The sequence below is a fragment of the Arthrobacter sp. UYCu723 genome (assembly GCF_054059215.1).
This window is the reverse complement of record NZ_JBSSBW010000001.1, coordinates 2,098,609-2,125,507: the sequence shown is the minus strand read 5'-3', so window position 1 is coordinate 2,125,507 and position 26,899 is coordinate 2,098,609. Positions and strand designations below refer to the sequence as shown.

The following is a 26,899-nucleotide window of genomic DNA, read 5'->3' as shown; positions in this document are numbered from 1 at the left end:
GGTGATTCCCTGTTCCGCCAACCCGGGCCGGACTGCCATGATGTGTGAAGCGACCAGGAGGAGAACCATGACGGAGCACCAGCACGACGGCGGCACGGACGAAAGCACAGCGGCGCAGCTGTGGGACGAGAGATACAGCAGCCGCGTCAAAGTGTGGAGCGGACGGCCGAATCCGCAACTGCTCGCCGAGGCGTCCGAGCTGCCGCCGGGCCGCGCCTTGGACCTGGGCTGCGGCGAGGGCGCCGACGCCATCTGGCTCGCCAGCCGGGGCTGGACCGTTACCGCACTGGATGTCTCCGCCGTCGCGCTTGAACGGGCAGCTGCCCATGCCCGGGAGACGGGTCACACCGGAAAGATCGAGTGGGTGCAGCAGGATCTTGCCACGTGGGTGCCGGAACGGCTGTACGAGCTGGTCACCGCCCAGTTCCTGCACTCGACGCTGATGCCGTGGCAACAGGCGCTGCAGCTGGCCGCCGCTGCAGTGCGGACGGGCGGCACGCTGCTCGTGGTCGGCCATCACCCCGAGGGACTGCCGCCGTGGGGAAACCACCACTCAGGAAATCACCACCCAATCGAGAAGTACTTCACCGCCGAGGAGGCGGCACGGGAACTGGGGATCGAGGCACCCGAGTGGCACGTCGACGTCCTGGAGAGCCGGCGCCGCAGTGCGACGGGCCCGGACGGCGAGGCTGCCGGGCTCACAGATGCCGTGCTGCGCGCCACCCGGCTCGCCGCCCGCTGAGCTCCGATTCCCGGGCCCCGGCCGGCGCGGCCGGCCTTTCCCGTCGCAGGCGTGGTGGGTTTAAGTGCTCGGCCTGCCCCGGAACGCCTGACCACGTGACCGTCAGGCTCGGTCCAGCGTTTCTTGTAACGAGCCACATTTTCAAGTCAGCGGGTGGCGGGCAATCTATTTGGGAGGCATGCCCTGATCCTCAGGGGATGGAACTGGTCCGAGGATGCCGGTCGGCGTCAGGTCCACGTGTCCGGCGCCCGCGTTCGCGGGCTTGAAAATCCAGTGCTTGTAGAGGAGAAAATTCCAGGCAGTGGTTGCGACCGTCGCGGCCACCTTGCCGATGGCGTAGGACTGTCCGGAAGCCGCAATGAGATTGACGACCAGGTCTGTGGCCACGAGGTTGAAAACCACCAGGGTCCCATACTTCAGAAAGCTCAGGTGGGCCCGCGAGTTCGACTGGAAAGTGAACTTACGCTGGATGAAGAAATTGAACACGAGACTGGCCAGGAACGCGATTGGCGTGGCGATCCACAGATCAACCCCGCCCACTTCGTGCAGCAGGGCAAGCAAACCGAGGTCGATTGCGAAGGAAGCCACCCCCACCACAAGGAACTTCACCAGGTGTCCATTGCGCACAGAAGCTTGGACACGCCTCAGGAGCCTCGTGAAAGATTCCCGCATGATCTGAATACCGCCCGTGTAGTTGAATTGCCCGACGTTCCGTCATTCAGGACACCAAAAGAGTCTATGCCAGGCACCCCCTTGTCCATATCCAGCATCCAAGCGCGGCCGGACCGTGCTCGCTGTACGACAAGAAAGACCAAGTAGGGTTAGGAACTTAACCGCAGTCGAAACAGGGAGATGCCAACCCCCAGTGAAATCAGGAAAAGAGTCCCGGGGGCTCCTGCGCTTCCTCGCCCTGTTTGCCCTGGTCGGCCTGTTAACGACTCTTTGGTCCTTGGCCAGCCCGCTCATCTCCGTCCCGGACGAACAAGCCCACGTCATTAAGGCGGCAGCCGTGGTGCGCGGGCAGCTTCGAGGCGATTCCGGTGTGGCTCAAGGCGAACGAACACAGGTACTGGTTCCCCAGTACATTGCATCCACGGACAAGCTACAGACCTGTTATGCGGGCAACGCTCTGTTGACGGCCGATTGCAGCCCCAGCCTCCCGTCCGACACCACAATCGTTCGCGCCCTCACGAGCGCCGGCAGCTACAACCCCATGTACTACGCGGTCGCGGGCATCCCCAGCCTCTTCATGTCCGGCGACGAAGCCGTCTATGCGATGAGAATTGTCAGCGGCCTGTTCACTGCTGCGTTCATTGCAGTGGCTCTGTTTTCCCTGAGTGGCCTGCGCCGGTGGAGGGCTCCACTGTTCGTCGGAACATTCGCAATAACTCCAATGGTCCTGTTTCTCTCTGGGGCCGTGAATCCCAATTCCCTCGAGGTCGCAACCTCCATGGCCATGTTCTGCGCGCTCTCCCTGACCTGGGAACGAGTCGAATCCAGGGCTTCCTGGAAGGTTCCCCTGGCGCTTGCCGCAATGTCCGCTGTGGTGCTGGCTAACACCCGCGCCGCGTCACTGTTATGGCTGGCGCTGGGGGTGACGGCTTCCTTGTTGATATTCGGTTACCGGCCCATGGTGTCCGTGCTGCGGCACCGGTTTGTCTGGGCCATGGCAGCTGTAGTTGCACTCGGCTGCGCACTGTCGCTGATATGGCTGAGGTACGCCAACAGCCTTCAGAACTTAGTAGGGAATGGCTCTGAGGACCCTCCGGTGCAGATCGTGGCGGTCATGCTCGATCGGACGTTCGACTTCGCAACGGGCTATGTTTCCTATCTGGGCTGGCTCGACACCTTAGGCCCGACGGGGGTGCTCGCCGTCTGGGCTGCCCTGATCATCGGTGCGGTGTGTGCAGCCTTGTCTATTGGCAACAGACCCGGGCGGCTCGCGGTGGGCTTTCTCCTGACAGCAGTCGTCGCCCTCCCCCCGATCCTTCAGATTCCCCTGGCGAAGGACGTCGGCATCATCTGGCAAGGGCGCTACATCCTGGCACTGATTGTGGTGCTGATTGCGGCAAGCGGCATAGCCGTACGGTCCTTCACCGTTGGCCAGGCCGATTCTGCGCGCCGCGCCAGCGCCGTGCTGCTCACGGTAATGGTGTTCGGCCACTTCTACGCCTTCATCAATGGGATGCGCCGCTATGTCATCGGACTGGAAGACCGATCCAATTGGAGTGACATGGTCACCGCACCACGGTGGGAGCCACCTCTAGGATGGATTACCCTCACGATCGCTTACCTGGCCGTACTCCTGGTGGCCGCCGTGCTCCTGCATCATTGGGTCTCAAGGCCTGCCGGGATGCTCCCGGAGGAATCCGGAGTCCAGCCCACCGCGCGGAGTGTCAGCCCGATGCGGAGATTGCGGACCGAAAAGAAAAATGCAGAACGCGTCAAGGCACCTGCCGCTGACGCTCAGCGGCCGGAGGCTTAGTGCCTTCCGGCTGGGGTTGCTGAAGATCGAGGGAGACGCCACGCCCTAGGCCCCGGAGCTGCCGGCGGAAGGCGCGGCCACGCGCGGGGCGACCACAACGGCGGCGACGCCGATGGCAGCGGTCAGCGCGAAGACCCCGGCAAAGGAGGCCGCCGTCGTCGTGAATGCGGCAAAGACGACTCCCGTCGTGGCGAGTGCCAGCGCGCCGCCGAGGGAATCGGAAATCGACATGGCCGAGCTGTTGAAGCCTTCGGTGTCCTTGGTCGACAGGGCCAGGGTCATCACGCTCAACCGCGGGTACATCAGCCCCATGCCCCCGCCGGCAAACAGCCACCCCGTGATCGCGACGGCGGCCGGCCAGCCAAGCACGGTGGTCACCAGGGCCAGGAGGACGGCGCCGAGCACCAGCCCCGCACCGATTCGGACCGCGCGCCGGTGGTCCAGTCGGGGTCCGAGCCGGCCCTGGATGGCGGACGCCGCGGCCCATGCGAGGGCTCCGCCGGTGAGGGTGAGGCCGGCAAAGGCCGGTGCGAAGACGTAGCGTTCCACCAGCAGGTAGGGCAGGTACACCTCAGCGCCGAAGAAAGCCGCCGACGCCAGCCCGCGGGTGAGGATCACGCTGGGGAGCCCGCGGCGCGCCGTGAGCGTGCCGCGGGGCACGAGCGGACGGACGGCGACGAGCGCCACGGCGACGGCGGCTGCCGCGAGCACGCCGCCGGCGACCGGGACCTCGGCGGACAGGTTCAGGCCCAGCACGGCGAGCGCGGCCAAGGCTGCCCAGGCCAGCCGCCCATAGCCCCACGGCGCCCGGCCCGGCTTGGACGTCGGCTCGCTCTCCGTCAACTCGCCCGCGGGGGTGCCGTGCAGTCCGCGCAGGGCCGGAACGATCATGAGCAGCGCCGGCACCACCAGGCCCACGACGCCGAGGAAGACCCAGTGCCAGCTGGCGAGCTGGGCCACGAGTCCGGCGGCGAAGGGGCCCACGAGGGAGGGGATCACCCAGGCTGCGGCAAACGCGGCGAAGATCTTCGGGTGCAGTACCGGCGGATAGATCCGGGCCACCACGACGTAGAGGGCCACCGTCATGGCGCCGCCGCCGAGGCCCTGCACCAGCCGGCCGGCCACCAGGGCGGCCATGCTCCCGGCCGTTCCGGCGATCAGGAGGCCCAGCACGAACAGGGCCACGGAGGCGTACAGGGGTCCGACGGGACCCCGTCGGTCGGACCAGTTGCCGGCCGCCACCATACCGATGACCCCGGTGGCGAGAGGACCGGCGAACGCCAGCGCGTAGAGCCCGGCGCCGTCCAGCTCGCGGCTGACGAGCGGCATGATGGTGGTGACCGCCATGGACTCGAAGGCGGCCAGGAACACCAGGGCGCAGGCGCCCAGGGTCACCAGCAGGTAGCTGCGGTGGAAGATGCCGGCCGATTCCGGGGCCGGGGCGGGGGCGGTACGGGGCAAGGGCGTGGCCTGATCGATAGTCATGGACGCAACCGTAGGACCTCAACTAAAGTTCAGGTCAAGGCCCGTCCTCCCGCGGTTTCGCTGGGGAGTTTTCGGCGAAGCTTGGGTGAAGGCTAAAGGGGAAGCATGCCACAGCTGGCGGGCGGTGCGCACCACCTGCTGAGTATCGGCGAGGTGTCCGAGCGCAGCGGCGTGGCGCCGTCGGCCCTGCATTTCTACGAACGCAACGGGCTGATCTCCTCCACCCGCAACTCCGGCAACCAGCGGCGGTACCGGCCCCCGACGCTGGGAGAGCGCCCCCAATTAGCGCAGTTGTTGTCGTTTAGGGCGCGCGGAACGACAACTATTGCCGGCCAGTTGGGCTAACCCTGCACGTCGAGGCCTTGGGCGGGGACGACGACGGCGCCGCTCGCCGTCGAGTCCGGGTTCAGCATCCAGCCCACGCGCTTGACGGTGCTGAGCATCACGACGCTCTCGGCCAGCTCGATGCCCGGCACCCGCTGCCGCAGCGCCAGTTCGGCATTCATCACCTCCGCCAGCGAATGCAGCCACATGATGATCACGAAATTCGTCCGGCCCGTGGTGGAGGCACTCAACCGGACGTTGCGCAGGCCGCGGAGCTGCGTCGCGGCGGCCTCGTGCTGGCCCGCCGGGACGTTGGCGAACCACTGGCAGGTCACCGGGTAGCCGGAATACTTCTGCGCCACCTCGCACCGGAAGGACAGTATTCCGCTGGCCAGGACCCGGTTCAGCTGGCGCTGCACCGTGGCGGGGTGCCGGCCCAGGGCGCGGGCGATTTCGGCCGACGTCGCGCGCCCGTCCCGGGACAGGAAAGGCAGCAGGGCGAGATGGCTGGCGGGCAGCGGCGGACCGACGGGTTTCGCCGGCAGCAGCCCCGCGGTTTCCGGACCCGCCAGCGCACGAAGCGCCGCCTGCTGGGAGCGCTCCAGAACGTTGAGCCGCCAGGCGTCGCCGCCGCTGTGCAGCCGGGTGCAGAGCGCGGTCTGGTACTTCAGCAGCCCATTGATGTCCTTGAACCGGGCCACGACGTCGGCGCTGAACGCCTCCAGGGAGGGCGTGATCACGGTCAGCATCAGGTCGCGGTTGCTCGCGGCCTCCTCGACGGTCACCACCGCGGGAAGGGCGGCGAGCGCGGCCGTGACCTCGGCCCGTCGGTGCATCTCACAGTCGATATCCACGAAGGCCAGACACATCTGCTTCGGATCACCGATCAGGTGGGCCGTCACCCAGGAGGCGCCGGCTGAGCGCAGTCGCTCCCAGCGGGCCGCGAGCGTGGTGGCGTGGACGCCCAGGACGTCCGAGGCGTCCTGCCAGCTCAGGCGCGGAGCTATCTGCAGCGCATTGATGAGCGCCAAGTCTTCCTCGCTGAGCTCCATTGCACCTCCAAACCTTCGCCGCTGCGTGAAAACGCATCATTTGCCCTGTTCCTTGCATTATTCCAGCGAGTCCGTGGAATGTGAGGCGCGCCACTGCAAAATGGAACGAACGGAGTAAGAAACCAAGAGTCCGGGTATCCGGACGGACCAACCATAGACCAGGAGGACGGATGCCGATCGCCGCAGACGCCAAGGAACTGCAGAGGGACCTCGCCCGGTTCCGGCACGAACTGCACCGGGAACCGGAGATCGGCCTGGATCTCCCGCGGACCCAGGAGAAAGTGCTCAAGGCCCTCGACGGGCTCCCGTACGAGATCACCCTCGGCCAGGACACGACGTCGGTCACTGCGGTCCTCCGCGGACAGGTACCGTGGCGGGAGGCCGCCGACGGGCAGGCACACCGGCCCGCAGTGCTGCTCCGGGCGGACATGGACGGCCTGCCCGTCCAGGAGAAGACCGGCGCGGCGTTCACCTCGCGGATCGACGGCGCCATGCACGCCTGCGGGCACGACCTCCACACGGCCATGCTCACCGGAGCCGCCACCCTCCTGGCCGAGCGGCGGCACGAACTCGCCGGCGACGTCGTCCTGATGTTCCAGCCCGGCGAGGAGGGCTTCGACGGCGCCAGCTACATGATCCGCGAGGGCGTCCTGGAAGCGTCCGGACGCCGGGTGGACGCCGCCTACGGCATGCACGTGTTCTCCTCCCTTGAGCCGCACGGCACTTTCTGCACGAAGCCGGGCGTCATGCTCAGCGCCTCCGACGGGCTGGTGGTCACCGTGCTGGGCGCCGGCGGCCACGGCTCCGCGCCGCATTCGGCCAAGGATCCGGTCACGGCGGCCGCCGAAATGGTGACGGCCCTGCAAGTCATGATTACCCGTCAGTTCAACATGTTCGATCCCGTGGTCCTGACCGTGGGGGTGCTCCACGCCGGCACCAAACGCAACGTCATCCCGGAAACCGCCCGCATTGAGGCCACCATCCGGACCTTCTCCGAAGAGTCCCGGCAGAAGATGATGGAATCCGTACCCCGGCTACTCAAGGGAATCGCCGCCGCGCACGGCCTCGAGGTGGACGTGGACTACCAGCAGGAATACCCCCTCACCATTACGGACGAGGACGAAACGCACACCGCCGAAAGCGTCATCGCCGGCATGTTCGGCGATTCCAGGCTCTCCCGCTGGGCAACGCCGATAAGCGGCTCCGAGGATTTCTCGCGCGTCCTGGCCGAAGTCCCCGGCACATTCGTGGGCCTCAGTGCCGTCGCCCCCGGCGCGGACCACACGGCCACCCCGTTCAACCACTCCCCCTACGCCACGTTCGACGACGGGGTCCTCGCCGACGGCGCGGCGCTCTACGCCGAACTGGCCCTGCAGCGCCTTACGGCCCTGGCCGCCGGCTCCGGCTCGGCCGCTGCAGCCGCAGCTCCCGCCATCCGCAACTGACCCTAGAGAGATCCAATGACAACCACGCTCAACCCGCAGCGCGAAGCCCGGGCCCTCCGGAAAACCATCGTCGGAACCGGCATCGGCAACGCCGTCGAATGGTACGACTGGGCCATCTACGCCACCTTCACGCCCTTCATCGCCAGCCAGCTCTTCAGCAAGGCGGACCCCGCCTCAGCGGTGCTGTCCACCCTGGCGATCTTCGCCGTCGGCTTCGTGGCACGGCCGTTCGGCGGGTTCCTGTTTGGCTGGATCGGCGACCGGGTGGGCCGCAAGACATCGATGACGCTCGCCGTCGGGCTGGCCTCGCTTGGCAGCCTTCTGATCGGCATTGCCCCCACCTTCGCGGCCGTCGGCGTCTGGGCGTCCCTGATGCTCCTCGTGGCCCGGCTGGTCCAGGGGCTCGCGCACGGCGGTGAGCTGCCGTCGTCGCAGACCTACCTGTCCGAGATCGCGCCCAGGGAACGCCGCGGGCTCTGGTCGACCCTGATCTACACCTCCGGCACCGTGGGAATCCTGTTCGGGACGCTGCTGGGCGCGGTCCTGAACATGAGCCTCAGCACCGAAATGATGAACGCCTGGGGCTGGCGGATCCCGTTCCTGATCGGCGCCGTGATGGGCCTCTACGCCCTGGTCATGCGCGCCCGGATGCACGAAAGCAGCGTCTTCGAGGGTGAATCCCCGGCCGAGAAGCGCGAACCGATCTGGCCGCAGATCGTCCGGCACCGCAAGCAGGCGTTCCAGGTGATCGGCCTGACCGTCGGGCTCACCGTCATCTACTACATCTGGGGCGTCGTGGCGCCCAGCTACGCCACCACCGCGCTGAAGATCGACCGCGGCGAAGCGCTGTGGGCCGGTGTCATCGGCAACGTGGTCTTCATCGCCGCCCTGCCGTTCTGGGGAAAGCTCTCGGACCGGATCGGGCGCAAGAAAGTGCTGTGGGCCGGTGCCACCGGCGCGGCTGTGCTGCACTTCCCGATGACGTGGCTGCTCAAGGATTCGGCCTGGCAGCTGGCGGTCAGTATGTCCGTGATGCTGATCTTCATCGCTGCGAGCGCCGCGATCGTTCCAGCCGTGTTCGCCGAACTGTTCCCGACCAGCATCCGCACGGTCGGCGTCGGCGTCCCCTACTCGATCTGCGTGGCCGCGTTCGGCGGAACCGCGCCGTACCTGCAGCAGTGGCTCAAGGACATCAACATGGCCCAGGCCTTCAATCTCTACGCCGTGGTCCTGCTGGTCATCAGCATCCTGTTCATCTTCAGCATCCCGGAGACCAAGGGCAAAGACCTGCGCGGCTGAGGACTCCTTCCGGTCCCCAACTGACTAGCACTAGTTGTCGTGTTGAGCGCCCAGAACGACAACAACTGCTAGTCAGTTGGGCTGGGAGGGCTGGCTGAAGGCGGTCAGCCGCCGATGAATCGGTTCCGCCCGGCACGGTAGCCGAACACCGCGCCGAGGGCACCGACGGCGAGGAACAGGATCCCGGCCGCGGCAAAAGACCCGGTGGACTGGTGCAGTTGGCCGACCAAGAGCGTGCCGGTGGACCCCAGCCCGTAGCCGACGCCCTGCATCATGCCGGACAGGTGGGCGGCGGTGTGGCCGTCGCGGGTGCGCAGCATGATCATGGTGAGCGCGACGGCCGTCAGGCTGCCCTGGCCCAGGCCGAGCAGCCCGGTCCACAGCCAGATCAGCTCCAGCGGGCCGAAGATGCTCAGGGCGAACCCGCCACCGGTCATCAGCGCCACCACGGTGTTGATGGCGCGCTGGTCACGAAACCGGGCGGCCAGGGCCGGGGCGAAGAGGGAACCGAGCATCTGCAACACGATCGAGGCGGAGACGATCAGCCCGGCCGTAGCTCCATCCACCCCGCGTTCGCGCAGGATCGGCGCCAGCCAGGCAAATACGCTGAAGGACATCATCGCCTGCAGGACCATGAAGATGGTCACCTGCCAGGCGATGGCCGAGCGCCACACCTTGACGCCGTCGGCCACCCGCTGGTGCTGGCCGTGGCGCTGCCGCACGGCCAGCGGCAGGAACAGCACAAGGACGACGCCGGCGGGCAGCGCCCAGAACCACAGCGCCACCGTCCACTCCCCCGTCGCGCTGAAAACCGGGTAGGTGAAACCGGCGCCGAGGCCCGCCGAGGCGCAGATCGCTGTCGTGTAGAGGCCGCCCATCAGGCCGAGCCGGTGCGGGAAGTCCCGCTTCACGAGGCCCGGGAGCAGCACGTTGCAGAGCGAAATCGCGGCGCCGCAGGCCGCCGTTCCGGCCAGCAGCGCGGGCAGATGTCCGGCCCCCGCGGCGTCCAACGGCCGCAGCAGCAGTCCGGCGGTCAGTACCGCCATGGCACCGAGCAGCACGCGCTCCGCGCCGAAACGGCGCGCCAGTACCGGGGCGAGCGGGGCGAACACCCCGAGCAGCGTCACCGGCACCGTGGTGAGGACCACCACCGCCCAGCCCGGCAGTCCGGCGTCGGCCGTCACTTCGGGCAGGACCGCAGAGAAACTGGCGAAGACTGTGCGGAGGTTCAGTCCGATCAGGACCAGGCACAGGCCCAGGTAGACCAGCGCGCGGCGGCTGCCGACGCTGGTGGGCGCGGCCGCGGGCACGTCGTCGATCTCGGCATCCACGAGCGTGCTGGGGCGGTCCCTGAGGCCGGGCCTGCTGCCGAGCGCGGAGTCCGGGGCGTTCTTGGGTCGAGTCACGGACCCATTCTGGCAGGCCGGAGCGCACCGCCCCTGCCGAGAGCACCGTCAACCCCGCCCGCGGGAAGGAGGCCGCGACGCCGGGCGCCGGTATTCTGGATGTGATGAGTGAATCCCCAGAAACACCCCAGACGCCGGAGCCAACGCAGCCGCCCCGCCCGGTGACTCCCGGCACCCAGGCCTCCTTCGGCACCTACGGGGGACGCCCGGTCAGCTTCGTGCGCCGCGGCACCCGACTGCAGGGCCGTCGCCAGGCCGCCTGGGAAGAGCATTCTGACCGCTGGGCCGTCGAGGTCCCGCGCCACATCGCCAACACGTCCGTCCACCCGGACTACGTGTTCGAGGCCGAAGCCGAATTCGGCCGCACCGCCCCGCTGATCGTCGAGATCGGCTCGGGACTGGGCGACGCCGTCTGCCACGCCGCCGAGGAGAACCCGGATACGGACTTCCTCGCCGTCGAGGTGTACACCCCCGGCCTGGCCAACACACTAATCAAGATCAACAGCCGCGGCCTGAGCAACGTCCGCGTCGTGGAGGCAAACGCGCCCGAGGTCCTCGCCACCATGCTCCCGACAGGCTCCGTGACGGAACTGTGGGTCTTCTTCCCCGACCCGTGGCACAAGTCCCGGCACCACAAGCGCCGCCTCATCCAGCCGGCCTTCGCCGAGCTTGCCTCGCGCGCCCTCAAACCGGGCGGCATCTGGCGCATCGCGACCGACTGGTCCAACTACGCCGTCCACGTCCGCGAGGTCCTGGCGGACTCCCCCGATTTCGAGAACCTGCACGAAGGTGAGCGCAACGGTGCGGAAAGCCCCCTCACCCAGGTCTGGGAATCCGGCGTCGAGTCCCTCGTGGGCGGGGCGCCGGTCAAGGAAGGCCGTGCACCGGTCAGCACGGAACATACAGGCCCCAACGAAGGCATCGATCAGGCCGGCGGCTGGGCTCCCAGATTCGAGGGCCGGATCCCGACCAGTTTCGAGAACAAGGCCCATGAGGCCGGGCGGCTCATCTTCGACCTCAGCTACCGGCGGCGATAAGCCGCACCACAGCGTTGCCCGCAGGCGTCAACCCGCCAGGGCACGGCTCCCCAGGCCACTGTCCGGATACAGCCTAAGCCCGAAGCCCCGGATGCTTTTCCCGGACGGGCCGGCGTGGCACGATTAGCTAAGATGCATGCCCCGGGCGGAGCCCTCGTCCGGCCGAACAACCGAGTCAGTTCAGGGATCCGCCATCAAAAAGGAACTGAAGGACGTCGCCGATGCGACCGAGGACGCCACCAACTCGCGCGCGCTGGAAGTAGTGGCGCGGGCCGGGTTTGCGGTGAGCGGCATCCTTCATTTCCTGATCGGTCTCGTTGCCATCCGGCTCGCCACGGGCGGCACGGGGAAGGCGGATGTCAGCGGCGCCGTGGAGCAACTGGCCGGCCAGCCGGCGGGTCCACTGCTGCTCGCCATCGGCGCCGCGGTTGCCGTCACCGGAATCATCTATGCCATCCGGGGCTTCCGCCAGTCCTTCAAGAAGTACCTGAGGCTCCCTGCATCTCAGCAGGCGCAGTCCGCGGTGAAGGCACTGGGCGTCGCGGGCTACGCCGCCAAGGGCATCGCCCTGCTGCTGGCGGGCCTGCTGATCATCATTGCCACTGTGAGGGTCCATCCCGAAGAATCGACCGGGCTCGACGGCGGCCTGAAGGCGCTGCGTGAACAGCCCTTCGGTGTCTACATGCTGGCGGCCGTGGGCGCCGGCCTCATTTGTTACGGCGTCTTCATGATCGTGCGCGCCAAACTCGCCAAGATGTAGCTTGCCTCAGCCGCCGGCCTGCCGCTCCAGGCAGTCCGTACGGGACGGGCCTGCCGTCCCCGGCAGTCCGTACGGCGACAGGCCCCCCGCTGGCTCAGGGCTTGCAGTCGTCGTGGACCACGACCCGGGACAGTTCGATAGTGCCGTCCGGGAGCTTCCAGAAGTGCAGCCGGCGGGCCGCCGGCACATTCTGTTCGATCGCGGCACGAAAACACTTGGCGCCGTCCTCGCGGCGGAGCTGTGGTGCGTCGCCGCCGGCGTTCTCCCGTAAGGGATGGATCTCGCGTGCCGTGCTGCGCGTTGCAGTGCGCTCCGCGGTCCCTGTGAGGATCCCCACCGCCGCTTTCAGCGCCTTCGCAACGACGCCCGGTTCAGTGAAAGCGTAAAGGGAGGCTGCGAAGCCGGGCCCTGCCGCCCATTCCCGCGGCAACGGCTGCCGGGCCTTGTCGGTCGGCAGGGTGTTCCTGGCCCAGGACAGATAGACATCGTGCCGCAGGCGGTCGTCGGACGTCACGAACAGCCCGTCCGAATCTGCGGCCGCCCGCTGCAGCGCCTGTTGGGATTCGCGGTTGCGGGTACGGAGCCTCCGGAGATCTTCCCGGTGCTTGGCAACCCTGCCCCGCTCCGTCTCCAACTCGGCATGGAGCGCACCGGCGAGCTCCCGCTCCGCCTCCAGCAGCAGTTTGAGCTCGTCATGCTCCTGCTGGAGCCTGACCAGCCCGGCCCCGGCCCGGCTGGTGGCAGACACGAGTTCCTGGAGGCCGGCAATTTTCCGCCGTCCGCTCTCGAGCTGCAGGAGGGCCGACCTCAGCGCGGTCGAGGGCTTGGCCGGCAGCGGGAGGGAGTCCGCTGCGGTGCTGCCCGGATCGGGGGTACCGGCCCCGCCAGGGTGCCCGATCGAGGCGGCAGGGAAGGTCCTGCCTGCGGTGGACTGTTCGGCAAGATGCCGTCCGGCCTGAAGCCAGGGGGTTCCGCCCATGAGCAAGGCCGGCGCCGGCTGGACCTCGGCGCCGTCATCCACGTCGAGCAGGGACAGCACGACTGCCCCGCGCTCCCGGAGGAAGCGCGCCACGACCACTTCACCCTCCGTCACGAGGCTGTCGGCCGTGTCGAGTGGATTCGAGGAGATGCGGGCCGCGGCTACGGCCCAGCTGGATCCCGGATAGAGGGTGAGCTTGGCGCTGTTCGCGCTTACCTGTTCGGCAAGGGCCAGGACGAGGTCGCCGGAACGGTAGAGTTCCGCGAGCCGCGGAACGGACTTCAGTCTGTTGATGTCAAGGGTTTTGTCCTCGTCATTGAGCTCGCCCTCAACGGACTGCCCGAGCGAAAGCATCCAATCGAGCCGAACGGGAGGTACAACGCGTTCCCGCTGAATGGAACAGCACGAGCCGTCTGGCAGTTCGACGATGGCCCGGGATCCCGCGCTCGCGAAGGCCTTGATCGTTCCGCGGACCCGCCGCCCTGCGCTGCGCGCCGGCGTCGCTTTAGGGGGGACCACAGTGATGAGACTCAGGACGTCCTCGATGACATCTTCGGCCGCACGGGCTGCCGCCGGCCGGTCCCGGGCCTGGCGCAACGGGCTCTGAAACACGTCCTGCATCCACCGGAGGTCGGCCGAGTAGACTCGTGCCGCGTTACCGAAGACATGGGCCCCTGCTGGCAGGTGATCGCCGAAGGCGTAGCTTTCCGGACCGTTTTCCAGCCAGAAAACGTCCGCGAGACCCCTTACTTCCCGGACGATGCCGCTGACATCGATGCGGTTTTGCTCCTGCTCCGGATGCCAGGAGATGACCACCGCCGGCTTGGTCCTTCCCGGTGCGGTGATGCGGAGTGCCAGGTTTTTCCCTGAGCTGACAACTTCATAACCCTGTTCCATAACGAATCCCCATTCGCCGGTGCGGTTGTGCTGGTCCGCAGATGTGGGAGGAGCTCACCACCCCTCCGCCATCAGTAGAGCAGGGGGGTGCGACAGGAAAGGGAACCAGGCACTGGATTCCGGCCGGCGCCCGGGAGACGGACGGGGCCGGGCCGTATGGAGAGAGCTGCTAGGTGCGTGGCACGGCGACGACGGCCACCGTCTGCTGCTGAGCGTTGCGCATCTCGACGCTGACGATACTGGCGAGCTGTACAGGGGTGGCGCCGGTGATCTTGACCCTGCCGCTGGGGGTAGCCGTCCAGGCGCACGCGCGGTCTTCGCCGCCGTCGCGGTCCTTTACCCAGAGCGAGAAGGTGCCGTCCACCGGCAGGCTCCGGCCGTCGACCGCGAGCTCTGTTCCCCAGGTCTTCTTGACCAGGCCCACGGTGAACTGCACTCCGTCGCCGGCCTGGACGGAGTAGCTGGCGTCCGGCTTGGCCGGCTGGTTGAGCAGCGGTCCGGCCAGGACCCCTAGCGCGAGGCAGGCCGCGGCGACGGCCGCCACCGCTGCCGACCACCGGCGTCGTACCTTCCGGCGGCGGGCGGACAACTCATCGAGCAGCCGCTTGGGCACGGGAACAGCCCCGGCTGCCCGCGCCTGTCCGGGGCCTGCCGCGACAGCCACGGCGGTGAGGGCGACGGCCTCGGTCACTGGAACCGCATCCAGCAGAGCGGGGAGGCTTGCGAGTTCGTCGAGCTCCTGCCCGCACACAGCACAGGATTCCAGGTGCTGCTCGAAGGCTGCGGCGTCGGCGGGCTCGAGTCCGCCCAGCAGATAGGCGCCGAGCAGCTGGTGGAGGTCCGTTCCGTTCACCGCTGCACCCCCATTTCGTCAAGGATCGTCCGCAACGCCCGCACGGCGTAGAACGCCCTGGACTTCACTGTTCCGCTGGGGATATTCAACGTCTTCGAGGCCTCCTGAACCGTGTAGCGGCGGTAGTGGAGGGCGACCAGGACGCCCCGGTGCTCGGCGCTGAGCCGCAGCAGCGCCTCCTCCATGAGGACCCTGTTGAGGAGTTCGTCGACGCGTTCAGCAGCGTCTACAGGATCAGCCAGATCGCGCTCCGTGGCTTCGAGGGGCCTGCGCTGGGCTTTTCGGTAGTTGTCGATCATGATGTTGCGGGCCGTCCTGAACAGGTAGCTGCGCAGGCTGCCGGTGATCTCCGGCGCCTGCTGCCAGACGCGCAGTACGGTCTCCTGCACCACGTCATCCGCCAGGTGCGGATCTCTGGAGGCACCGAGGACAAAACGTTTCAAGGCCGTCCCGTGATCGCGGTAGATCGCGGCCACGACGTCTTCGTCCAGCGACATGCCATGCCTCCCCGGCCTCGTGTGGTTCTGCTCTTCTGCCCCGTACGACGTGCGGGGCGCCGGAAAAGTTCAATGCCCCCGCCGTGAACCATTTTTCACCCGGCGGCGTCATATGGGTTAACGCCGGACTCTGAGTTGGCCGGCACGAGTCAAGGAGCAGCACATGAAGAAGCACCTCAGCATTGGCCTGTCCGCTTTCGCCCTCGCAGCACTGCTTTCCGGCTGTGCTGGCGGCGGCGGCACCACAACACCGACGACGACGGCGGCTGCGCCGGCAACCAGCGCTCCCGCCGCTTCAGCTCCTGCGACCTCCGCGGCCGCCAGTTCGGCTCCCGCCTCGGCCATGGCGGCAGAGCTCAACGTGGCCGAGTCCAAGCTCGGCAAGATCGTGGTGGACGGCAAAGGCATGAGCGTCTACTACTTCACGAAGGACACAAAGGATTCGGGGACCAGCGCCTGCACCGGCGGATGCCTCACCGCGTGGCCTCCCGTCCTCACCACCTCGGACGCCCCGGCCGTCGAAGGCGTCACCGGAACCCTGGGAACCATCACAACCCCCGAGGGCAAGAAGCAGGTCACCATCAACGGCATGCCCATCTACTACTTCGAAAAGGACAAGGCCGCTGGGGACATCCTGGGCCAGGACGTCAACAAGGTCTGGTACCTCGTGGCGCCCTCCGGCGAAATGATCACAACAGCCGCCGGCTCCTAAAGACTGCCGGGTTCGCGGAGGAGAGTCTCCTGCCTAGGCGTCTTCCTCCGCGAACTCGACGGCGGCCACGATCTCTCGGGTTTCCGGGTGGATCATGAAGGCTTCGTCGTCCTCTTCGACCATGAGGAACTCGCCCTGGTCCGTGGTGAAGTGCCAGGCCAGGGCACGGTGGCCATCGTGGTCGTAGTTGGGGTCGCCCATGGTGACCTTCAGCAGCGTGTGCCCCGCAACGTCGCACAGTTCACGGATGATCAGCTCGAATCCCGGAGCGTTCATCAGCTCATCTTCCGCCGCCTCGGCCTGGCGTTCCTCCAGATTCGGGATCCGGGAAACACGTTCGGCGATGTGCCGGTCGAGTTCCTCCTCGTCCAGGATGAGGAGATCCTGCTGGGCGCGAAGCCAAGCCGCGTTAAGCGCGGTGATGTCCTCGGTCTCCACGAGCGATTCGAACTCGGCATCGAGCTCTTCCAGCCGCTGCACCGCCTGCGTGGTGCCTTGGCTCCTGTCCGTTGAACCCTCCGGGCCGTCCGCGTCCAGCTCCGTATCCCCGTCAAGATAGGCGTCGGCTTCCTCCTCTGTGAGCGATTCGAATGCCGCCACGGTGCGGTTGAAGAGCTCCAGATGCCCCACGGCCCCCATCCCTGACAGCCCGTCGCGAACGTAAGGGTCAATATCCTCGCGCTCCGGCGCGGTGAACACGTACTGGGCGAAGCCGCCGGCCAGGGACTGTGTCAGGTAGAAGTCCACGTAGTAGCTACGGAGTGCGTTCGGGGCGATTTCCTCGACGTCGAGAAGCTCCGCGTACATGGTGTTGACCACGTCCACGTTCGCGTCGACCACCTCCGCGTCGCCACCGGCGAGGCTGTGCCGGGTCAGGACCGGGGCGTAGTCAGTTGCGGACAGGCTGATGGAAGGGCTGTTGCTCATAGGAAATCCTCACCGTTGAATGCAGATGGCGCTCCGAACCCTTCCACCGTACGTGGCGCCGGTTGCCCCGCGTCCGCTTCGAAGTTGAACGCCAAGGGAAGATTTGGGGGCATCGTTCCGGCCGGCGTCCGCCGGCCACCACTTTTCCACACAGCCCCGGGACGGGACCGGTCTCGCCGCGGGGCGGGGCTAGTCTCGGGCCATGGCCGCCCTTCCGGACATCCCCCCGTCCAAGGACGAAGCCGCAAGCCACTCCACGGCTCGCTAAGATGGATCTGATGACCAACTGCCGAAAGTAGTGCGCACATGCCTTCCCATCCGGACGAGAGTGCGGCACTGGCAATACAGACACCCGCGATCAACGACCGCTCCCTTGCGGCCGGGCTTGCCTACGCCATGGGGAGCCGGGTCTCCGCAATCTCCTTCGACGCCGCCACCGGCCTGATGCTCGGCAAAGTGCGGGGCGGCCCCGACGTGCCCTATTCGACGACGGCGAAGCTGGTCCGGAAGGCGGGCGGCTGGAGCTGCACCGTGGGCGTCTGCAGCTGCCCGGTCCGGAAGGACTGCAAGCACGTGGCCGCCCTGCTGTTCGCGGCCGAGGACAACCCCGCAACGCGGGTCCTGTTGCTGACCCCCGCCGATGTCTCGCGGACCTCCCGCCAGACGCCGGCCCTCGAGGTGCCGGACTGGGAACAAGCCCTCAGCCCGCTGATCGAGCGCCCCGGCATCACACAGTCCACCAACGGGATTCCGCTGGCGCTCCAGTTCGAAATCGAGGAACCCGCTCCGCATTTCTCCTATACCGGCCGCAGGGATCCTCTCCGTAGCGTCCGGCAGCTGAAGGCCCGGCCCGTGATCATGGGCGCCAAGGGCAAGTGGATCCGCGGGGACGTTTCCTGGAACACCCTGAGCTACCTGAACTACCGGCGCGAGTGCAACGAGGCCCACGTCGAGTGGATGCAGGAATTCCTCGCCTCGCACACGGCCCTCGCCAACCGCCAGCACTCCGGCACCGCGCCCTGGCTGGGGCTTAACACCTACGCCGGCAAAAACCTGTGGAGCCTGCTGGCCCAGGCCCGGAAGATGGGCGTCGCCCTGGTCCACGGCCGCGGCCAGGAGCCGGTGCGGGTGGTGGAGCAGCCTGCCGCCGTCGGACTCAATCTCGCCCGCGACGGGCGGAACCCGGCCGGCACGGACGGCCCCGTCTCCTCCGCCGGCACCGGCGGGGATCAGAACGGCGGGCTGTCGCTCGCGCCCACCATCACGGTCGAGGGCGTCGTGGTTGATCCTGCGAGCGTCGGGACCATCGGCCGTCCCGCCCACGGGATCTTCCTGACCTCCGGCGGAGACGCCCTCCCCGGCGTCGCGCCGGATGAGTCGATCATCACCCTCGCACCGCTGGAAAGCGGGCTCAGCGAGGAGCTGCTGACCTTTGTGACTGCCGGAACCACCCTGCACATTCCCGCCCGGGACGAGAGCCGGTTCCTGACCGGCTTCTATCCAAAACTCAAGCAGTCCGCCCGGGTCACGGCGTCCGACGAGTCCGTCGAACTGCCCACACTGGCTGTCCCCACCCTGTCCCTGCTCGCGAACTACGGCGCGGACCACCGGGTGCGGCTGCACTGGGAGTGGCACTATACGTCCGGGAAGCTCGTCACCGCGCAGCCGCTGTGGCGCCACCGCGGCGATCACGGCTACCGGGATGATCCCGCGGAGGCCGGCATCCTGGAGTCCGTGGGGCAGCCGTGGGATGTGGTGCCCGCACTGGGCGAGTCAGCCACCGGCGGCTGGGGGACGCCGCGGCTGGCGGCCTCGGCCGAACTGGGCGGCCTGGACACGCTGGCCTTCACCGAGGAGGTCCTCCCCCGGCTCCGCGAGCTGCCCGGCGTCGCGGTGGACACCGCCGGGGAGATTGCCGATTACCGCGAAGCCGAAGAGGCTCCCGTGGTGGCGATTTCGACCAAGGCCACTGACCAGCGGGACTGGTTCGATCTGGGCATCGTCATCACCCTGGAGGGCCAGCCGGTGTCCTTCGCGGCCCTGTTCTCCGCGCTCGCGGCCGGCCAGACACGCATGCTGCTGCCCAGCGGAGCGTATTTCTCCCTCGATCTGCCCGAACTGCACCAGCTCCGGGCGCTGATTGATGAAGCCCGCTCGCTGCAGGACAACAAGGACGCCCCGCTGCAGATCAGCCGCTTCCAGGCCGGCCTCTGGGACGAGCTGGCCCAGCTCGGGATCGTCGATGAGCAGGCCGCAGCGTGGCGCTCGGCGGTCGGCGGCCTACTGGAGGGCGGGGTGAAGGGCCTGCCGCTGCCGTCGACGCTCAACGCCGATCTGCGCCCGTACCAGCTGGAGGGCTTTAACTGGCTCAGCTTCCTCTACCGGCATGGCTTGGGCGGGGTGCTGGCCGACGACATGGGCCTGGGTAAGACTGTCCAGGCGCTGGCGCTGATCTGTGCAGCCAAAGAGGCAGCGAAGGAGCCGGCCAAGCAGCCGCCCGCGGCGTCCGGAACAGGGCCCGACGCCGGTTCAGCGGACTCCGGTTCAGCGGACACCGCAGGGTCGGCACCGGAGGCCGCACCGGCCGCAGCCGCGGGGGGTGCGCCGTTCCTCGTCGTCGCCCCCACGAGTGTTGTGGGGAACTGGGAAGCCGAGACCGCCCGGTTCGCGCCGGGCCTGACGGTGCGCGCCATCAGCGAGACGTTCGCGAAGAGCGGCTCGATGCCGGCAGAGGCGATGGCCGGCGCGGACATCATCATCACCTCCTACGCCCTGTTCCGGATCGACTACGATGCTTATGCCTCGCTGGAATGGGCCGGCCTGGTCCTTGACGAAGCGCAGTTCGTGAAGAACCACCAGTCCAAGGCCTACCAGTGCGCCCGGAAACTTCCGGCGGCCTTCAAACTCGCCATCACCGGCACGCCCCTGGAAAACAACCTGATGGAGTTCTGGGCCCTCACGTCGATCGTCGCACCGGGTCTCTTTTCGAGCCCCAAGCGGTTCGCCGAGAACTACCAGAAGCCGGTGGAAAAGAACGGCGACAAGGCGCAGCTGGACAAGCTCCGCCGCCGGGTCCGGCCGCTGATGATGCGCCGCACGAAGGAGCAGGTCATCCACGATCTGCCGCCGAAGCAGGAGCAGATCCTCGAGGTGGTGCTGAACCCGCGGCACCAGAAGGTGTACCAGACGCACCTGCAGCGTGAGCGGCAGAAAATCCTGGGCCTGATCGACGACGTCAACAAGAACCGCTTCACGATCTTCCAGTCGCTGACTCTGCTGCGGCAGCTCAGCCTGGACCCCTCGCTGATTGACCCCTCGCTCTCGGGCGTGCGGTCCAGCAAGCTCGATGTGCTCTTCGAGCAGCTGGAGGACCTCGTCGCCGAGGGCCACCGGGCGCTGATCTTCAGCCAGTTCACCGGGTTCCTGGGCAAGGTCCGCGAGCGGCTCGTCGAGGAGAACATCGAGTTCTGCTACCTGGACGGGAGCACCCGGAACCGCACCGACGTCGTCAACGAGTTCAAGAACGGTGCCGCCCCGGTGTTCCTGATCAGCCTCAAGGCCGGCGGCTTCGGCCTGAACCTGACGGAGGCGGACTACGTGTTCCTGCTGGATCCGTGGTGGAACCCGGCCTCGGAGGCGCAGGCCGTGGACCGCACGCACCGGATCGGGCAGGCCCGGAACGTGATGGTCTACCGGCTGGTCGCCAAGGACACCATCGAGGAAAAGGTCATGGCGCTCAAGGCCAGGAAGTCCCAGCTGTTCGCGGACGTCATGGAAGGCGATGCATTGTCAGGCGGCGCGCTCACGGCGGAGGACCTGGCCGGGCTGTTCAAGGACTAGCGGCACTAACCCTTCGGGAGTTCGAACCGGGCGCCCAGGTCTGTGAGCGCACCATAGACATCGGGCACGCCCCACCATTCGGCGGCCAGGCCGTTCTCGAAGCGAAGCAGGTGCATGGCGGTGACCGTCACCGGTTTGCCGGTGGCCGGCAGGCCCAGGAAGGTCCCCGCGTGGGTCCCCCGCCACGTGACCCGGCCCGCAACTTTGGGCTCTCCTGACGTACGTGTGGGTCAGGGTTTGTGTGCTATGAGGGCATGGGTAGCCCGGTAGATTTGGGAGTTCTCACACTGTCCAAATTTCGGAGCTACCCATGCGTGCTACTACTCTACTCAACCGCGTCTTGAACCTGACGGGGGTCCGGGTTGTTGATGTTGATCCCGGCTCCGGTGGTCCCATGCTGGTGCGGGTGGCGTTGAAGGCCCGCAAGCGCCTTGACTGCCCGCACTGCAGTTACTCAACGATGGCGGGATATGACACCCGCTGGGCGGAATCCACGTGGCGGCATCTGGATTTCTCCGGCAGGGTCCTGGTGCTCACAATGCTCCGCCGGCGCCTGGTCTGCCCCGGCCACGGCGTCGTGGTGCAGGGCGTGCCGTTCGCCCGGCCCGGCTCCCGGTTCAGCACGGACTTTGAGGACATGATCGCCTGGCTGGTCATCCGGGCGGACAAGACCACCGTCTCCCAGTTCGCCCGGATAGCGTGGCGGACCGTCGGGGCGATCTGTGAACGCGTCGTGGCCGAACAGCTCGACGAGAGCCGCTTCGAAGGCCTGCTCAATATCGGGGTGGATGAGATTTCCTGGCGCAAACACCACCGCTACCTCACCCTCGTCTCCGACCACTCCACCTCGAAGATCGTCTGGGGTGCACCGGGGAAAAACGCGGCGACACTGGATGGATTCTTCAAAGAAATCGGACCGGTGAACACGACGGCCATCGAGGCCGTCAGCATGGACATGGGGCCCGCTTTTGCCAAGTCCGTGAAGACCAACGCCCCGGACGCGGTCATCTGCTACGACCCGTTCCACGTCATCCAGCTAGCCACGAACGCGCTGGAATCCTTCCGCCGTTCCATCTGGCAACGCGCCCGTGAACTGCCCGATCAGCACATCGCGAAGAAGTTCAAGGGAACCCGCTGGGTGCTGCTGAAAAACCCGCAGAACCTGACCGAAAAGCAACAAGTCACCTTGGCCGGGCTCGAACGCACCGGAGGGCTGCTCTGGGACGCCTACCAGCTCAAGGAATCCCTCCGGGAAGTCTTCGCCGGCGACCTCAACCCCAATGACGTGATGGAGATGATCACCACCTGGTGCGACCTCGCCGCCAAATCCAACATCCGCGAGTTCGCCAGGGCCGCCGCCACGATCCGATCCCACACCGAAGGGATCTACGCCGCCGTCACCAGGAAACTCTCCAACGGCCGCCACGAAGGACTGAACAACAAGATCCGCACCATGACCCGCCGCTCCTACGGATTCCACACACCCGAAGCCGCCCTCGCCCTGATAATGCTCGCCTGCGGCCCCGTCGAGATCGAACTCCCATACCAGAAATAACCGAACCCACATTCACGTCAGGAGAGCCCTTTTTTGTCTCCCTCCACCACGGTGTCCTCGACCACGCCGGTGAGGCCGGAGAGACCGGAGTGCATTCCCCGCATCCAGAACACTATGCCCTCCAGGCCCGGCGGCTGGCCCGGCACGGGGCCGTGGTCCACGATGTCCGGGCTGACGATCCCGGCCAGGGCGTCCGGATCGTTCGCTTCCACGGCCGCGATGAGGCGTCCGTAAGCCTGCCGAAGTTCGTCTCCATTGCGCATGAGTCCTCCCGGGATGGCGCTCCAGCAAGCGGAAAGTTTTAGAAGCCGGACAGGCCGGCACTTCAAGTCTGGACGCCGCCGTGTCCGCAAACAAGGGGCTCAGTCGGTCCCGCGAGGCCTCCACACCACCAGGGCCTGGGACCGGGCCCGGGGCCGCTTGCCGCGGGCGAGGCTGACGACGTCGCCGGCGGTGCCTGCCGCGAAAACGCGGGCGTCCAGTGCGCGGGGGCGCCGTTCGAGTTCTTCGCTCAGCTCACCGACCCGGCGCTGCAGGGCGGCCACCTGGTTCTCCAGCTGCAGGATCCGTTTGATGCCCTCGAGGGAGACGCCTTCCTGCGAGAGCCGCTGCACTTCGCGGAGCATCATGACATCCCGCTGGGAATACCGCCGGGATTTGCCCGGGGCGCGGCTGGGCGAGACGATGCCCAGCCGGTCGTACTGCCGCAGCGTCTGCGGGTGCATGTCGGCCAGCCCCGCGGCGACGGAGATGACGAAGATCGGCTGGTCGAACTCGATGTCCATCGCAGGACCCCGTTCCTAGAGCCGGGCCTTGGCCGCCAGGCCGGCGCGGGCATCCTCGCCGGCGGTGGCCGCGGCAAACGCCTTCACGGCGTCCTCCGCTTCCTTGCTGAGCTTCCGCGGAACGGCGACGTCGATCGTCACCAGCAGGTCGCCGGTGGCCTTGGCGTGCTTGACGCCCCGGCCCTTGACGCGGAGGGTGCGCCCGGACGGGGTGCCGGCCGGAACACGGACCTTGACCGTGTCGCCGTCCATGGTCGGGACCTCGATGTCGGCGCCCAGGGCCGCCTCCGGGAAAGTGACCGGAACATGGATGCGGAGATTGTCAGCGTCGCGGACATAGAACTCGTGCGGCTTCACCGAGACTGTGACCATGAGGTCGCCGTTTCCCGCGGGGCCGTACTGGCCCTTGCCGCGGACGCGGACCTTCTGGCCGTCCCTGATGCCGGCCGGGATACGGACGTCGATGACTTCGCCGTCCGGTTCGCGCAGTCCGATGGTGGTGCCGCGGATCGCACCGGCAAAGGAGATGCTGGTTGATGCCGTCCGGTCCGCGCCCTTCTGCGGGGCCCGCTGGTAGGACTGGCCACCGCCGAAGCCGCCGCCTCCGCCGAACAGGTCGGCGAACTCGGGCGGTATGCCGCCTGCGGTGCTGTAGCCGCCGGAATGCCGTCCCCCGGCGCCGGTGAACAGCCCGCCAAAAAGGTCCTCAAAGCCCGCACCGCCGCCGGCTGCGCCGCCTGCGCCGCCCGGGGCGAACCTGGCTCCGCCCATGGCCCGGATGGCGTCGTACTGCTGGCGCTCGTCGGGATCGGAGAGCACGGAGTAGGCCTCGGAGATGTCTTTGAACTTCTTCTCCGAGGCGGTATCCCCCGCGTTGGTGTCCGGGTGGTGCTGCCGCGCGAGCTTCCGGTAGGCCTTCTTGATGTCGGCGTCGGAAGCGTCCTTGGCGACTCCAAGGATCTTGTAAAAGTCCTTGTCCACCCAGTCCTGGCTAGCCAATGGCGTTTCCTTTCAAATCTGTGTGCCGAGGTGACAGTTCGCGCCCATGTTTGGTTGAAACACGGGCGCGAACTGTCACCTCGATGACGTACTGCTAGGCCGGTACAGCCACGATGACCTGGGCTGCGCGGAGCACCCTGTCGCCGGACTTGTAGCCCGAGCGCAGGACCTGGCTGACGGTGTCGATCTCGACGTCGGGGCCGGGCTGCTGGATGAGGGCCTCGTGGATCGTGGGATCGAACTCCACCCCGGTCTCGTCGATGCGCACGAGGCCGTACGTCTTCAGTGCGTTTTCGAGCTTGGCCGCGATCGCGGCGAACGGGCCGTCCGCGAGGTCACCGTGCTGCCGCGCGGCGTCGACGTCGTCCAGCACCGGGAGCAGGGCGTTCAGGACGCCGATGACGGCCATCTCCCCCGCCACGGCACGGTCGCGCTCGACGCGCTTGCGGTAGTTGACGTACTCGGCCTGCAGCCGGCGGAGGTCATTCCTGAGCTCCTCCGCCGCGGCCGCGTCCACGCCCTGCGCCACCGATTCCTCGGCCGGAACCTCAACACTGTTCAGGATGTCCTCCGCCTGGGACAGGGCGTCCCCGGACTCGGAGTCCCCTGCTGCGGCGCGCGCCTGGTCAGGGTGGCGGGCCTGGCCTGTCTCCGGATCAACCTTGCGGTTGTCGTGGATGATCGGCTTCTGCGGCTCGTTCTCCTGCTCGTTACCGTGGCCCCGGTTCTCGGAAGAACCGTGCTCTTCTTCGTTGCCGTGATGCGGCATGATTACTTCTTCTCGTCTTCGTCAACGATCTCGGCGTCGACGATGTCCTCGTCGGCTCCGGCGTCCTGCTCGCCGGCAGGTGCACCCTGGGCGCCGGTGGCGCCGTCGGGGGAACCGGCCTGGGCGTAGATGGCCTCGCCGAGCTTGGTCTGGGAAGCCTGCAGCTTCTCGAACGCGGTCTTCACCGCGGCGTCATCGGTGCCTTCGAGGGCCGCCTTGAGGGCGTCGACGTCGGCCTTGACCCCGGTCTTGACCTCCTCGGGCAGCTTGTCGGCGTTGTCGGCAATCAGCTTGTCGACGGAGTACGCGAGCTGCTCGGCCGTGTTGCGGGTGTCCGTCGCCTCGCGCCGGGCCTTGTCCTCGGCTGCGTGCTCCTCGGCGTCACGGACCATGCGGTCGATGTCTTCCTTGGAGAGCGCGGTGCCGCCGGTGATGGTCATGGACTGCTCCTTGCCGGTGCCCTTGTCCTTCGCGGAGACGTGCACGATGCCGTTGGCGTCGATGTCGAAGGTGACCTCGACCTGCGGGACGCCGCGCGGAGCCGGTGCGATGCCGGTCAGCTCGAAGGTTCCCAGCGGCTTGTTGTCGCGGGTGAACTCGCGCTCGCCCTGGAAGACCTGGATGGCCACGGACGGCTGGTTGTCATCAGCCGTGGTGAAGGTCTCGGACCGCTTCGTGGGGATGGCCGTGTTGCGCTCGATCAGGTGCGTCATGACGCCGCCCTTGGTCTCGATGCCGAGGGAAAGCGGAGTGACGTCGATCAGCAGCACGTCCTTGCGCTCGCCCTTGAGGACACCGGCCTGCAGCGCGGCGCCGACGGCGACGACCTCATCCGGGTTGACGCCCTTGTTCGGCTCCTTGCCGCCGGCGAGTTCCTTGACCAGGTCGTAGACGGCCGGCATCCGGGTGGAACCGCCGACGAGCACGATGTGGTCGATCTCGGAGAGCTTGATGCCGGCTTCCTTGATAACGTCCTGGAACGGCTTCTTGGTGCGGTCCAGCAGGTCCTTGGTGAGGTCCTGGAACTTGGCGCGGGTCAGCTGCTCGTCCAGGTGGACCGGGCCGTCGGGGGTGACGGAGAGGTACTGCAGGGAGACGTTGGTGCTGGTGGAGGAGGAGAGTTCCTTCTTGGCCTGTTCGGATGCCTCGCGCAGGCGCTGCAGGGCGATCTTGTCCTTAGACAGGTCGATGCCCTTGACCTTGAGCTGGTTCAGCAGGTAGTCCACGACGCGCTGGTCCCAGTCGTCGCCGCCGAGGTGGTTGTCACCGGCGGTGGAACGCACCTGGATGGTGGAGAAGTTGTCTTCGTCCTTGCCCACCTCGAGGAGGGAGACGTCGAAGGTTCCGCCGCCGAGGTCGAACACGAGGATGAGCTCGTCTTCCTTGCCCTTGTCCAGGCCATAGGCCAGGGCGGCCGCGGTGGGCTCGTTGACAATGCGCAGGACGTTCAGGCCCGCGATTTCGCCGGCCTCCTTGGTGGCCTGGCGCTGGGCGTCGTTGAAGTATGCCGGAACGGTGACGACGGCGTCGGTGACCTTTTCGCCGAGGTAGGACTCGGCGTCGTTCTTAAGCTTCATCAGGATACGGGCGGAGATTTCCTGCGCCGTGTACTTCTTGTCGTCAATGGCGACGCTCCAGTCCGTGCCCATGTGGCGCTTGACGGAAGCGATGGTGCGGTCGATGTTGTTGACGGCCTGGCGCTTGGCGATCTCGCCGACCAGCACTTCGCCGGACTTGGAGAATGCAACGACCGACGGCGTGGTGCGGCCACCCTCGGCGTTGGCAATGACGGTGGGCTCGCCGCCTTCGAGAACGGAGACGACGGAGTTGGTTGTTCCGAGGTCAATTCCTACTGCACGTGACATGTGTTGCGTCCTTCTGTTCTTGGAAACTTGCTGAGCTGGCCGCGGACCGCGGGGATCCGACCGTTATTGAGCGATCTGCACTCAACTTTACTCAGACCGGGATCAAAGTCAATCCAGAGTTGAGCCAAGTCGACTCAACTCTGGATTGGAGGCGGCGCGGACCACGGTCAGGCGCGCAGAAGTTCC

Annotated in this window: 22 protein-coding genes and 2 pseudogenes; 10 read left to right on the top strand and 14 right to left on the bottom strand. The window is 67.1% G+C overall.

Annotation, left to right across the window (positions count from 1 at the left end):
- The first annotated feature begins 67 nt into the window (after positions 1-67).
- Complete coding sequence (locus ACVWZ8_RS09980; protein WP_426979498.1) at positions 68-742, top strand: class I SAM-dependent methyltransferase; 675 nt, start codon at positions 68-70, stop codon at positions 740-742.
- A 165-nt stretch (positions 743-907) separates the two neighbouring features.
- Here the strand turns inward: ACVWZ8_RS09980 and ACVWZ8_RS09975 are convergent, their stop codons facing one another.
- Positions 908-1,351, bottom strand: coding sequence for a GtrA family protein (locus tag ACVWZ8_RS09975; protein ID WP_426979499.1), 444 nt, complete (start codon positions 1,349-1,351; stop codon positions 908-910).
- A gap of 256 nt (positions 1,352-1,607) precedes the next feature.
- Between ACVWZ8_RS09975 and ACVWZ8_RS09970 the strand changes: the two genes are divergently transcribed.
- Complete coding sequence (locus ACVWZ8_RS09970; protein WP_456504538.1) at positions 1,608-3,227, top strand: DUF2142 domain-containing protein; 1,620 nt, start codon at positions 1,608-1,610, stop codon at positions 3,225-3,227.
- Positions 3,228-3,272: 45 nt separating this feature from the next.
- On the opposite strand, the gene ACVWZ8_RS09965 is transcribed toward ACVWZ8_RS09970, so the two are convergent.
- Positions 3,273-4,712, bottom strand: a complete 1,440-nt coding sequence (locus ACVWZ8_RS09965; protein WP_456504537.1) for an MFS transporter — start codon at positions 4,710-4,712, stop codon at positions 3,273-3,275.
- A 105-nt stretch (positions 4,713-4,817) separates the two neighbouring features.
- Between ACVWZ8_RS09965 and ACVWZ8_RS09960 the strand changes: the two are divergent.
- A pseudogene (locus ACVWZ8_RS09960) lies at positions 4,818-4,979 on the top strand (MerR family DNA-binding transcriptional regulator); the annotation flags it as partial.
- Positions 4,980-5,053: 74 nt separating this feature from the next.
- Here the strand turns inward: ACVWZ8_RS09960 and ACVWZ8_RS09955 are convergent.
- Positions 5,054-6,088 (bottom strand): Lrp/AsnC family transcriptional regulator, encoded by a 1,035-nt coding sequence (locus tag ACVWZ8_RS09955; RefSeq protein ID WP_426979502.1) that lies wholly within the window; start codon positions 6,086-6,088, stop codon positions 5,054-5,056.
- 170 nt (positions 6,089-6,258) lie between these two features.
- Between ACVWZ8_RS09955 and ACVWZ8_RS09950 the strand changes: the two genes are divergently transcribed.
- On the top strand, positions 6,259-7,533 hold the full coding sequence (locus ACVWZ8_RS09950) for a M20 metallopeptidase family protein (RefSeq protein WP_456504536.1): 1,275 nt from the start codon (positions 6,259-6,261) through the stop codon (positions 7,531-7,533).
- Positions 7,534-7,548: 15 nt separating this feature from the next.
- Positions 7,549-8,832, top strand: coding sequence for an MFS transporter (locus ACVWZ8_RS09945; RefSeq protein WP_426979504.1), 1,284 nt, complete (start codon positions 7,549-7,551; stop codon positions 8,830-8,832).
- A gap of 104 nt (positions 8,833-8,936) precedes the next feature.
- Here the strand turns inward: ACVWZ8_RS09945 and ACVWZ8_RS09940 are convergent, their stop codons facing one another.
- Positions 8,937-10,163, bottom strand: coding sequence for an MFS transporter (locus ACVWZ8_RS09940; protein WP_456505932.1), 1,227 nt, complete (start codon positions 10,161-10,163; stop codon positions 8,937-8,939).
- 179 nt (positions 10,164-10,342) lie between these two features.
- Between ACVWZ8_RS09940 and trmB the strand changes: the two genes are divergently transcribed.
- Together trmB and ACVWZ8_RS09930 are read left to right on the top strand one after the other, a co-directional pair.
- The gene (trmB, locus tag ACVWZ8_RS09935; protein ID WP_426979505.1) at positions 10,343-11,275 is read left to right on the top strand and encodes a tRNA (guanosine(46)-N7)-methyltransferase TrmB; all 933 of its coding nucleotides are present in this window, start codon (positions 10,343-10,345) and stop codon (positions 11,273-11,275) included.
- Between the two features lie 205 nt (positions 11,276-11,480).
- A complete protein-coding gene (locus tag ACVWZ8_RS09930; RefSeq protein WP_456505931.1) occupies positions 11,481-12,035 on the top strand; it encodes a DUF1206 domain-containing protein in 555 nt (184 codons plus the stop codon).
- 94 nt (positions 12,036-12,129) lie between these two features.
- Here ACVWZ8_RS09930 and ACVWZ8_RS09925 read toward each other — a convergent pair whose 3' ends face one another.
- The 3 genes from ACVWZ8_RS09925 to ACVWZ8_RS09915 all read right to left on the bottom strand — a co-directional run bounded on the left by ACVWZ8_RS09925 (position 12,130) and on the right by ACVWZ8_RS09915 (position 15,261).
- A complete protein-coding gene (locus ACVWZ8_RS09925; RefSeq protein WP_456504535.1) occupies positions 12,130-13,911 on the bottom strand; it encodes a hypothetical protein in 1,782 nt (593 codons plus the stop codon).
- A 169-nt stretch (positions 13,912-14,080) separates the two neighbouring features.
- Positions 14,081-14,764 (bottom strand): zf-HC2 domain-containing protein, encoded by a 684-nt coding sequence (locus tag ACVWZ8_RS09920; protein ID WP_426979508.1) that lies wholly within the window; start codon positions 14,762-14,764, stop codon positions 14,081-14,083.
- Entirely contained in the window at positions 14,761-15,261 is a 501-nt protein-coding gene (locus tag ACVWZ8_RS09915) for a sigma-70 family RNA polymerase sigma factor (protein ID WP_426979509.1), read from the bottom strand. Before ACVWZ8_RS09915 ends, ACVWZ8_RS09920 begins: the two co-directional genes overlap by 4 nt.
- Positions 15,262-15,424: 163 nt before the next feature.
- Here ACVWZ8_RS09915 and ACVWZ8_RS09910 point away from each other — a divergent pair, with 163 nt between their 5' ends.
- On the top strand, positions 15,425-15,973 hold the full coding sequence (locus ACVWZ8_RS09910) for a COG4315 family predicted lipoprotein (protein WP_456504534.1): 549 nt from the start codon (positions 15,425-15,427) through the stop codon (positions 15,971-15,973).
- Positions 15,974-16,006: 33 nt separating this feature from the next.
- On the opposite strand, the gene ACVWZ8_RS09905 is transcribed toward ACVWZ8_RS09910, so the two are convergent.
- The gene (locus tag ACVWZ8_RS09905; RefSeq protein ID WP_456504533.1) at positions 16,007-16,900 is read right to left on the bottom strand and encodes a DMP19 family protein; all 894 of its coding nucleotides are present in this window, start codon (positions 16,898-16,900) and stop codon (positions 16,007-16,009) included.
- Positions 16,901-17,206: 306 nt separating this feature from the next.
- Here ACVWZ8_RS09905 and ACVWZ8_RS09900 point away from each other — a divergent pair, with 306 nt between their 5' ends.
- Positions 17,207-20,740, top strand: coding sequence for a DEAD/DEAH box helicase (locus ACVWZ8_RS09900; RefSeq protein ID WP_456504532.1), 3,534 nt, complete (start codon positions 17,207-17,209; stop codon positions 20,738-20,740).
- Positions 20,741-20,745: 5 nt separating this feature from the next.
- Here the strand turns inward: ACVWZ8_RS09900 and ACVWZ8_RS09895 are convergent.
- A pseudogene (locus tag ACVWZ8_RS09895) lies at positions 20,746-20,940 on the bottom strand (ester cyclase); the annotation flags it as partial.
- A 110-nt stretch (positions 20,941-21,050) separates the two neighbouring features.
- On the opposite strand from ACVWZ8_RS09895, the gene ACVWZ8_RS09890 reads away from it, so the two are divergent.
- On the top strand, positions 21,051-22,295 hold the full coding sequence (locus ACVWZ8_RS09890) for an ISL3 family transposase (protein WP_456503559.1): 1,245 nt from the start codon (positions 21,051-21,053) through the stop codon (positions 22,293-22,295).
- 17 nt (positions 22,296-22,312) lie between these two features.
- Here ACVWZ8_RS09890 and ACVWZ8_RS09885 read toward each other — a convergent pair whose 3' ends face one another.
- The 5 genes from ACVWZ8_RS09885 to dnaK all read right to left on the bottom strand — a co-directional run bounded on the left by ACVWZ8_RS09885 (position 22,313) and on the right by dnaK (position 26,713).
- Positions 22,313-22,558, bottom strand: a complete 246-nt coding sequence (locus tag ACVWZ8_RS09885; RefSeq protein ID WP_456504531.1) for a nuclear transport factor 2 family protein — start codon at positions 22,556-22,558, stop codon at positions 22,313-22,315.
- Between the two features lie 99 nt (positions 22,559-22,657).
- Entirely contained in the window at positions 22,658-23,080 is a 423-nt protein-coding gene (locus ACVWZ8_RS09880; RefSeq protein ID WP_426979514.1) for a heat shock protein transcriptional repressor HspR, read from the bottom strand.
- Positions 23,081-23,095: 15 nt separating this feature from the next.
- Complete coding sequence (locus ACVWZ8_RS09875; RefSeq protein ID WP_456504530.1) at positions 23,096-24,079, bottom strand: DnaJ C-terminal domain-containing protein; 984 nt, start codon at positions 24,077-24,079, stop codon at positions 23,096-23,098.
- A 94-nt stretch (positions 24,080-24,173) separates the two neighbouring features.
- Positions 24,174-24,848: a nucleotide exchange factor GrpE gene (locus ACVWZ8_RS09870; protein WP_426979516.1), complete on the bottom strand. Its 675-nt coding sequence runs from the start codon at positions 24,846-24,848 to the stop codon at positions 24,174-24,176.
- A gap of 2 nt (positions 24,849-24,850) precedes the next feature.
- Entirely contained in the window at positions 24,851-26,713 is a 1,863-nt protein-coding gene (dnaK, locus tag ACVWZ8_RS09865; RefSeq protein ID WP_456504529.1) for a molecular chaperone DnaK, read from the bottom strand.
- Positions 26,714-26,899 lie beyond the last annotated feature (186 nt).